Annotated in this window: 7 protein-coding genes; 6 read left to right on the forward strand and 1 reads right to left on the reverse strand. The window is 69.4% G+C overall.

The window, feature by feature from the left end; genetic code table 11:
- Positions 1-31: 31 nt before the first annotated feature.
- Complete coding sequence (locus tag ABD912_RS22685) at positions 32-691, forward strand: GntR family transcriptional regulator (protein ID WP_345154624.1); 660 nt, start codon at positions 32-34, stop codon at positions 689-691.
- 21 nt (positions 692-712) lie between these two features.
- Here ABD912_RS22685 and ABD912_RS22690 read toward each other — a convergent pair whose 3' ends face one another.
- Positions 713-2191 (reverse strand): PucR family transcriptional regulator, encoded by a 1479-nt coding sequence (locus ABD912_RS22690; RefSeq protein ID WP_345154626.1) that lies wholly within the window; start codon positions 2189-2191, stop codon positions 713-715.
- A 123-nt stretch (positions 2192-2314) separates the two neighbouring features.
- On the opposite strand from ABD912_RS22690, the gene ABD912_RS22695 reads away from it, so the two are divergent.
- From ABD912_RS22695 to ABD912_RS22715, 5 genes are all read left to right on the forward strand, one after another.
- On the forward strand, positions 2315-3886 hold the full coding sequence (locus ABD912_RS22695; protein WP_345154629.1) for a purine-cytosine permease family protein: 1572 nt from the start codon (positions 2315-2317) through the stop codon (positions 3884-3886).
- Positions 3887-3936: 50 nt separating this feature from the next.
- A complete protein-coding gene (locus ABD912_RS22700; protein WP_345154631.1) occupies positions 3937-4731 on the forward strand; it encodes a creatininase in 795 nt (264 codons plus the stop codon).
- Positions 4732-5114: 383 nt separating this feature from the next.
- Positions 5115-6365: a M24 family metallopeptidase gene (locus tag ABD912_RS22705; RefSeq protein WP_345154632.1), complete on the forward strand. Its 1251-nt coding sequence runs from the start codon at positions 5115-5117 to the stop codon at positions 6363-6365.
- Positions 6366-6557: 192 nt separating this feature from the next.
- Positions 6558-7901, forward strand: a complete 1344-nt coding sequence (locus ABD912_RS22710) for an MFS transporter (protein ID WP_345154634.1) — start codon at positions 6558-6560, stop codon at positions 7899-7901.
- A 172-nt stretch (positions 7902-8073) separates the two neighbouring features.
- Complete coding sequence (locus ABD912_RS22715) at positions 8074-8865, forward strand: IclR family transcriptional regulator (RefSeq protein WP_345154635.1); 792 nt, start codon at positions 8074-8076, stop codon at positions 8863-8865.
- Positions 8866-9029 lie beyond the last annotated feature (164 nt).

Below are 9029 nucleotides of genomic sequence, written 5' to 3' on the forward strand. Positions count from 1 at the left end.
CCCCGGCGAACGGGGGCGGATCGGAGGAGGCATGGGGATTCAGACCGAGATCGCGTCGAGCGGGCTCTCGCTGGCCGAGCAGGCGTACCGGACCCTGCGGGACAGGCTCATCATGTTGGACATCGCCCCGGGCGATCCGCTGAACGAGGGGCAGCTGGCGGCGGAGCTGGGCTTCGGGCGCACGCCCCTGCGCGAGGCGCTCAAGCGGCTGGAGACCGATCACCTGGTCGTGTCCTACCCGCGGCGCGGCACGTTCGCCACCATCGTGGACATCACCGAGCTGGCCGCGATCTCCGAGGTACGCCAGCTGCTGGAGCCGCTGGCGGCGCGCAAGGCGGCGCTGAACACCCATCCGGCGGTGCGCGCCGAGCTGGAGGAGGTCGCGCAGGGCCTCGAGGCCCTCGACGCGGGCCGCGACCGCCGCGAACTGATGGAGTACGACGTGGAGGTGCACCGGCTGATCTACCGCGCGGCCGGCAACCGCCACCTCGAGGAGTCCCTGGTGCGCCTGGACAACCTTGCCACCCGCATCTGGTGCCTGGTGCTGGACCGGCTCCCGGCCATCACCGAGCACATCGCCGAGCACGTCGGGCTGTTGCAGGCCATCCTGGACGGGGACGCCGAGGGCGCGGCGAAGCTCGCGGCCGAGCACGTGCGCCACTTCGAGCGGGCGGTGCGCGCGGTCCTGTAGGGCGGTTCCGGGGGCCGCTCCCTAGGGGAGGTAAAAGCCCAGCAGCGCGACCCGCACCGCCACGTGGAGCGGGAACACGTCGCCGGTCGTCCGCGGGTCCCCGCCCAGCAGCTCGAACGACTTGGACAGCCGCTTGTGCAGGGTCTGGCGTTCGATGTGCAGCCGCGCCGCGGTGGCGGTCGCATTGCAGCCGGAGTCGAGCCACCGGGCGAGGGTCTCCACCAGCGGCGTCCCGTGCCGCCGGTCCCAGTCGTGGACCATGCCCAGCGCGGAGCGCACGTGGACGGGGACAAAGGAGGCCGCCTCCAACTGGCGGGCGACGCGGTTCCCGAACTCGGCCGACACGTCGACGACGCCGGGCTGGTCGGCGGCTTCGTCCAGCAGCGTGCGCGCCTCGGTGAAGGACTCGTGGGCCTCCGCCCCGTCCCACACCAGGGGTCCGACGACGCAGCGGACCATGAGGCCGTCCACGGCTTCCACCGCTGCCGCCACCAGGTCCGCCCGGCGCTGCGGTGCATCCGGCCTGGCCAGCGGGACCAGGACCGCGCGGCCGCGGCCCCACACGGCGCCCGCGGCGCGGGGGACGGTGCGCCGCAGCACGGCCTCGTGCGCCGTCGTCGAGCCCAGCGGCACGAGGAGCACCACGCAGGCGGGGCCGGGCGGGAGGGTGGTCCCGGCCCAGAGCCTGCCCACTGACTTGCGCGGGGCGCCGTCAATCACCGCCTGCATCAAGCGGCCCTCGGCGATCTGGTCCGGCGAGGGCCGGAAGGACTGGGCCAGGGCCAGGGCCAGGACCTCGGACAGGCGACTGGCCGCCGCCGACAGGAGATCGTTGCCGGCCGCGCGCGACTCGATGAGCAGGTGGGCGACCACGTGTCCGCCGACGGCGATGTCGGCCTCGGCGGAACGTGGCGCCGGCCCGGCGGGATCGCCGGCGCTCCCGGCCGCTTCCTCGCGGGCGCCATCGGTCGCCGTGAGTGTGACGCGGGCCTCGAGGGACTCGGCGGCGAGGCGGACGATGGCGTCCAGCTGGGGACCCCGCCCGGCGATGTGTTCGGCGATGCTGCGGGAAATGCCGTCGACGACGGACTGGATGCGCGCCTGCCGGTTGACGATGGCGCTGTTGATCTCCTCGGCGACGTCCACGAACCGGACGACGCGCCTCAGTTCCACCAGGGTGAGGCCGGCCTCGGCGGCGGCCTCCGTCAGGGCCTCCACCTCCGGCTCGTCCCAGTCCGTCATTTCCACGGCCAGTGCCGCCACGTCGCGGGCGGCCAGGCTCCGCACGTATTCCCGGCGCTCCGCATCGGCGAGCGCCAGCAGCGCCATTCCGCCCGTGAGCAGGACCTCTCCGCCGCGCAGGAGTGGGGCGATGGCGAGTACCTCGCTGGAGTGGATCCAGCGGACGTCGCGCTCCAGCCCGCCCTCCGGGGCCGTCCGGACCACCGGGGCAGCCCCCGCCAATGAGGGGAAGCGCAACGCCGCGGCCAAGGTGGGCATGGAATCTCCTGACATTTTGTCGCCCCATAAGGCGTTGGGTGTAGACGAATAGCATATATCCGGTGACCTGTATCACTCCTACGCTTGATGTGTCACCTTTTTCCTCAAGAATCGAGACGACACATGAGCTTGCAGCAATCGCCGGGCCACGGCGAAATTGAGGACGAGCTACAGCCCATCCCGGAAGCGAACCGCACCCGGAAGCTGTCGGGGCAGTTCTGGATCTGGGCCGGCGCCAACGTCGCCCCGATCAACTGGATTCTCGGGGCGCTGGGCATCCAGCTGGGCCTCGGGCTGGCCGACACCCTGACCGTCCTGATCCTGGGCAACGTCATCGGCATGCTCGGCTTCGGCTTCTTCGTGCTGCTGGGCCAGCGGACCGGAGCCACCGGCATGCTGCTGGCCCGCGGGGCCTTCGGCCGGCGCGGCGCCTACCTGCCCGCGGCCATCCAGGCCACGATCGCCATCGGCTGGTCCGCCGTCAACACCTGGGTGATCCTGGACCTGATCATGGCCCTGCTGGGCATGATCGGGTGGGTCGACCCGGCAGAGGCCAACATGGGGTGGAAGATCGGCACCGCCGCCGTGATCATGTCCATCCAGGTCGCCATCTGCTACCGCGGCTACCGGGCGATCGCACGCTTCGAGCGGATCACCATGCCGCCGACCGTGCTGGTGCTGATCGTTATGTCGATCGTCGCCTGGACGCAGTTGGACATCGACTGGGGCTATCAGGGCCCGGTCGGCGAGGTGCTCACCGGGATGCCCCGCATCGCCGCGATGTCCTCGATCATGACCGCGATCGGCATCGGCTGGGGCATCGGCTGGTTCACCTACGCCCCCGACTACTCGCGCTTCGTCTCCCGCACCGTGCGTCCGTCCAGGCTGTATGCGGTCAGCGTGCTCGGCCAGTTCCTCCCCGTGGTCTGGCTCGGCGTGCTCGGCGCCAGCCTCGCCACCCGCAACGGCCACGCCGACCCGGGCCAGCTGATCGTCTCCAGCTTCGGCGTTATGGCCATCCCGGTCATCCTGCTGGTCATCCACGGCCCCATCGCCACCAACATCATCAACCTCTACACCTTCGGCGTGGCGGTGCAGTCCCTGGACATCAAGGTCTCGCGCAAGAAGATCTCCATCATCGTCGGCTGCCTCTCGATGGGCGCGGTCATCGCGTTCCTCTTCGCCACCGACTTCGCCCACATCCTGCACAACTGGATCATCGCGATCGCCGCCTGGGTGGCGACCTGGGGCGGCATCATGGCCGTGCACTACTTCATCTTCGAGCGGCGCCACAAGGACTACTCCTACCTGTTCCTGTCGCCGTCGAAGACGACGCTGAAGGCCGTCAACCCGGCCGCGATGATCGCCTTCTTCGCGGGCATCCTGATGACCTGGATGTGCATGTACGGCTCGGTCCCCGCCCTCCAGGGCCCGATCGCCACCGCCGTGGGCGGGATCGACTTCTCCTGGCTGGCCGGCACCGTAACCTCCGGCGGCGTGTACTTCGCCCTCGGGTACCGGCGCTTCCGCACCCGCATCGAGGCGGGCGTCCCGCTGGGCCTGAAGGCCGGAATCTGCGACGAGGACGCCCTGCGCCAGCAGCAGGAGGCCGAGCGCCGGCAGGAGGCGATCGACCTCGGTCCGGGCGCCGCGCCCGAAACCGAGCCGGAGACGACGCCGGCACCGCTCGCCTAGCCAGTCCCCATCCCACGACCCCACGCCCTGCGGGCGGAGAGGAAAGCACCATGAACAACGCCGTGCGACTCGAAGACATCGACGCCTTCACCCTGCGCGACTACTTGGCCACCGGATCCGGGGTGGCGATGGTCCCGGTCGGATCGCTGGAACAGCACGGACCGCACCTGCCCCTGGGCACCGACACGCTGCTGTCCGGGCGGATCTGCCAGGGGGTTGCCGAACGGATCGGGGCCGTGGTCGCACCGGCGATCGCCTACGGGTACAAGTCGCAGCAGAAGTCCGGCGGCGGGGACCACCTGGTCGGCACCACCAGCCTGGCCGGGGCCTCCCTGACGGCCCAGGCCCGCGACCTGGTCAAGTCGTACCTGCGCCAGGGGTTCCGGCACCTGGTCTTCGTCAACGGGCACTACGAGAACTACCAGTTCCTCTACGAGGGGATCGACCTCGCCCTGGAGGAGTGCGGCATCGGTTCCGATGCGGACCGCTCCGTCCTCCTGCTCTCCTACTGGGACTTCGTCACCGACGAGACCCTGGCCAAGGTCTACCCCGAGGGCTTCCCCGGGTGGGAGATCGAGCATGGCGGGGTGCTGGAAACCTCGCTGATGCTGCACCTCGAGCCCGCCCGGGTCGATTTGGACCGCAGCCCGTCCGGCCCGCCGGCCCGCCTGCCGCGCTTCGACCGGCTGCCCGTGGTCGCGTCGCGGACCCCGGAGTCCGGATGCCTCTCCTCGCCCCAGGGTGCGGATGCTGCCAAGGGCCGGCTGCTCTACGAGCAGGTGGTCGCCGACATCGCGGCCGACACGGCGGCGGAGCTGTCGCTGCCGGACGCCGTCCGCCTGTGACATGGGGCCTGTGACGCCGCGGCAATGACGCCGCGGAGGTGACACCACGCACGGAGGGTGGCGACCCATCGGGGTCGCCACCCTCCGTGCGTGCGGGCCAGCGTGCGGGATTCCGTGCGGGCCCGACCCCACCCGAAGCGGCGGCAAATGTGACGGCGGGCATGCCTTGACGTGGCGGCCGTCACTCGACCATACTGATGCAACAGGGTTGCAAAGAATGCAACTCTTGAAGGGCAAGTCGGATCCCACAAGAGGATCCCGAAACTCGGATCTTGGTTTGGTGGCACTCCCCGCCGGATCCGGCCGCACACACAGCGGCACGAACACAACAACCTTCCACGCCAAACCAACGCGCCCGAGGCGTAGCTAGAAAGGGAAAACCAATGAGCATTGCAGCGAACCCGAACTCCGTCGCCGAGCTGGAGCGCCTCAAGGTCCTGCACAACGGCACCAAGCAGCCGCTGACCTTCTCCGACGCCGAGTTCGAGCGCCGCCTGTCCGGGCTGCGCAGCATCATGGCGGCCAAGGACCTCGACGCCGTGATCCTGACCAGCTACCACGGCATCAAGTACTACTCGGACTTCCTGTACACCACGTTCGGCCGCAACTACGCCCTGGTCGTCACCGCCGACGACTCGGTCACCGTCACCGCCAACATCGACGCCGGCATGCCGTGGCGCACCAGCTACGGCGAGAACATCGTCTACACCGACTGGCGGCGGGACAACTTCTACTTCGGCCTGCAGGAGGCCCTGCGCCAGCGCGGCGTCAAGGCCCGCCGCCTCGGCGTCGAGGACGACGCCCTGCCGCTGATGACCCGCCAGCGCATCCAGGCCGCGTTCGACGGCGCGCAGCTGCTGGACATCTCCCAGGAGGCCATGCGCCAGCGCATGATCAAGTCGGCCGAGGAAATCGAGGTCATCAAGCACGGCGCCCGCATCGGCGACCTCGGCGGCGAGGCCATCAAGGCCGCGATCCGCGAGGGCATCAGCGAGTACGAGGTCGCCCTCATCGGCACCGAGGCCATGGTCCACGAGATCGCCCGCACCTTCCCCGACCGCGAGGTCCGCGACACCTGGGTGTGGTTCCAGTCCGGCCTCAACACCGACGGCGCCCACAACTGGGCGACCACCCGCAAGCTGCAGCGCGGCGACATCCTCTCGCTGAACTGCTTCCCGATGACCTCCGGCTACTACACCGCCCTGGAGCGCACCATGTTCCTGGGCCAGCCGGACGAGCGCAGCCTGGAGCTGTGGAACATCAACGTCGAGGTCCACCGCCGCGGCCTGGAACTGATCAAGCCCGGCGCCGTCTGCAAGGACATCGCCGCCGAGCTCAACGAGATCTTCATCGGACACGGCCTGCTGGCCAACCGCACCTTCGGCTACGGGCACTCCTTCGGCGTCCTGTCCCACTACTACGGCCGCGAGGCGGGCCTGGAGCTGCGCGAGGACATCGACACCGTGCTCGAGCCGGGAATGGTCGTCTCGATGGAGCCGATGATCACGGTTGCGGACGGCCAGCCGGGTGCCGGCGGCTACCGCGAGCACGACATCCTCGTCGTGGGCGAGGACGGGGCCGAGAACATCACCAAGTTCGGCTTCGGCCCGGAGCACAACATCATCGACGCCTAGCCGTCGACGCTTGGCAGCGGGGCACCCACGGCTTCCGTGGGTGCCCCGCTGCCATTTTCTTGCCTGCCGGCGGACGGCTCCCACGAGGCGTTCAAAAAAAGGACCCGGAAGGCCCTGAAGCGATCTTTGCAACACAACCAATTGATGCAAGCACGTCGTACCCGGTGCGACTCCTCAAGATGGTGGTAACCAATGTCAGATCCCCAAGCTTCATCGCTGCAGGCCGGAGTGCCGCAGCCCGCAATCACGGCCGGCGTGGACAAGCAGACGCGGACCCGCGTCGTTGCGGCCAGCTTCATCGGCAACTTCGTCGAGTGGTTCGACTACGCCGTCTACGGCTACCTGGCGGTGACGATCACCGCCGTGTTCTTCCCCGAATCGGATCCCAAGACCGGCCTGATGCTCACGTTCGCCCTGTTTGCGATCTCCTTCCTGGTCCGGCCCCTCGGCGGGTTCGTCTGGGGCCACCTCGGCGACCGGATCGGGCGGCGCACGGCGCTGTCCTGGTCGATCCTGCTGATGTCGATGGCCACGTTCTGCATTGCGCTCATCCCGGGCTACGCCACGATCGGTATCTGGGCTCCGGTGCTGCTCCTGGTCATGCGGGTGGTCCAGGGCTTCTCCGCCTCCGGCGAATACGCCGGCGCCTCCGCCTTCCTAGTCGAGTACGCCCCGGCCAACCGGCGCGGCCTGTACGCCGCCGTCGTTCCGGCCAGCACCGCCACCGGGCTGCTGCTGGGCTCGCTCCTCGCGGCCCTGCTCACCGGCCTGCTCGACTCCACGCAGATGCACGACTGGGGCTGGCGGCTGCCGTTCCTGCTCGCGGCACCCATGGGCCTGATCGGGCGCTATATCCGGACCAAGCTCGAGGACACGCCCGCCTTCCGGGAACTCGCCGAGGAAGAGGACGCCGCGGCGGCCAAGGCCCCCCTTGGCGACCTGTTCCGCACCTACTGGCGGCAGCTGCTGCAGGCGGCCGGCGCGGTCCTGCTCAACGCCGTCGGCTTCTACGTCATCCTCAGCTACATGCCCACGTACCTGTCCCAGGAGATCGGCCTCGACGAAACGCTGTCCTTTATGGCCACCACGGTTGCCTTGGCGACGTACATCGGGTTCATCTTCCTCACCGGCATGCTGTCCGACCGGTACGGCCGCAAGAAGATCCTGATCACCGCGTCCGTCCTGTTCATCGTGCTCACCGTTCCGGCGTTCGCCCTGCTGGGCACCGGCAACTTCCTGCTGATCGTCCTGGTGCAGATCCTCCTGGGCGCCATGCTGACCCTCAATGACGGCACGCTGCCCAGCTTCCTTGCCGAGATGTTCCCGACCAAGGTCCGCTACTCCGGGTTCGCCGTCAGCTTCAACCTCTCCAACGCCCTCTTCGGAGGCACCGCGCCGCTCGTGGCGACCATGCTCATCGCGTCGACCGGAAGCGACCTGGCACCCGGCTGGTACCTGATGGCGGCCGCCGTCGTCTCGCTGGTGGCGGTCGGCCTGTCGGCGGAAACCAGCCACAAGCCGCTGCGGCACCGCTAGGCCACCCCGGACCCCAGCCGCCCTGCCCCGGACACCCGTCTTGGGGCAGGGCGGCTGGGTTTAAGGCGGCAGGGTTCGGGGTGGATTGGGCAGGATATCCTCAGGGGCAACAACCTCGGAATCAACGGGGCGCGGGACACAAGGAAACCCAGCACAACGGAAGGGAGCACCGATGGCCGTCGAGACGTCGGCAGGCAGCGCCACGGAATCGCGGGGCGCGTCGGTGATCGTCAATGTCATCGAGGTGCTGCGCTGCTTCACCGTGGAGCAGCCCCTGCAAGGGGTGACCGAGATCGCCGCCCGGGTGGGGCTGCACAAGTCCTCGGTTTCCCGCATCCTGGCCACCCTCGAGCAGGAGCGGATCGTTGAGCGTGACGGGCCCAGCCGCAAGTACCGGCTGGGCCTGGGGCTGATTGCCGTGGCCGGCCCGCTGCTGGCGAACCTCGATGTCCGCCAGGTCGCCTATCCCGTCCTGGAGGAGTTGCGTGAGTCCACCCAGGAGACGGTCGCCCTGACCGTTTGGGACGGGGCCGAATCGATCTCCGTCGAGCAGCTTGCGAGCCCGCGCCAGGTCAAGCACACCTCGCCCATGGGCAGCCGCTACGCCACCGGGCTGAGCGCGTCCGTGCAGGTCTTCCTGGCCTACGAGGACCCTGCCGGCGTCGCCGAACGCGTGGCTGGAGGCACCATCAAGTTCGAGGCCGGGACCGGTGACGCCGCGTCGTACCAGGAGCGCCTGGCTGCCGTCCGCGAGGCCGGCAGCGCCGTGAACTACGGCGAAACGAGCCCGGACGAAGTCGGCGTCGCGGCCCCGGTGCGCGACCACCGGGGCACGGTCGTCGCCGCGGTTATGATCGCTGCCCCGCGCTACCGCGTCACCGGGGACGTCCTCGACTCGCTGCGGGCCGCCTGCCGGCGTGCGGCGTCCGAGATCAGTGTCCGGCTCGGAGGAACCGCCGGCTGACTCCCCACACAGCTGACACCGCACGCAGCTGATACAACAGCAACGGGCCGGGCCCGGGACGGCGTCTCCGCCGTCCCGGGCCCGGCCCGTTGCTGCCGGCCGTTACACCTGGGCCATGCTTGCCCTCAGTGCTGCGGTCGCTTCGGGGTCGAGGGCGAGGCGTC

This window comes from Arthrobacter ginkgonis (assembly GCF_039540195.1).
GTDB lineage: Bacteria > Actinomycetota > Actinomycetes > Actinomycetales > Micrococcaceae > Zafaria > Zafaria ginkgonis.

Coding starts and splice junctions, on each gene's coding strand:
- ABD912_RS22710 (WP_345154634.1), top strand. CDS start 6,558: ATGTCAGATCCCCAAGCTTCATCGCTGCAGGCCGGAGTGCCGCAGCCC.
- ABD912_RS22685 (WP_345154624.1), top strand. CDS start 32: ATGGGGATTCAGACCGAGATCGCGTCGAGCGGGCTCTCGCTGGCCGAG.
- ABD912_RS22695 (WP_345154629.1), top strand. CDS start 2,315: ATGAGCTTGCAGCAATCGCCGGGCCACGGCGAAATTGAGGACGAGCTA.
- ABD912_RS22715 (WP_345154635.1), top strand. CDS start 8,074: ATGGCCGTCGAGACGTCGGCAGGCAGCGCCACGGAATCGCGGGGCGCG.
- ABD912_RS22705 (WP_345154632.1), top strand. CDS start 5,115: ATGAGCATTGCAGCGAACCCGAACTCCGTCGCCGAGCTGGAGCGCCTC.
- ABD912_RS22690 (WP_345154626.1), bottom strand. CDS start 2,191: ATGCCCACCTTGGCCGCGGCGTTGCGCTTCCCCTCATTGGCGGGGGCT.
- ABD912_RS22700 (WP_345154631.1), top strand. CDS start 3,937: ATGAACAACGCCGTGCGACTCGAAGACATCGACGCCTTCACCCTGCGC.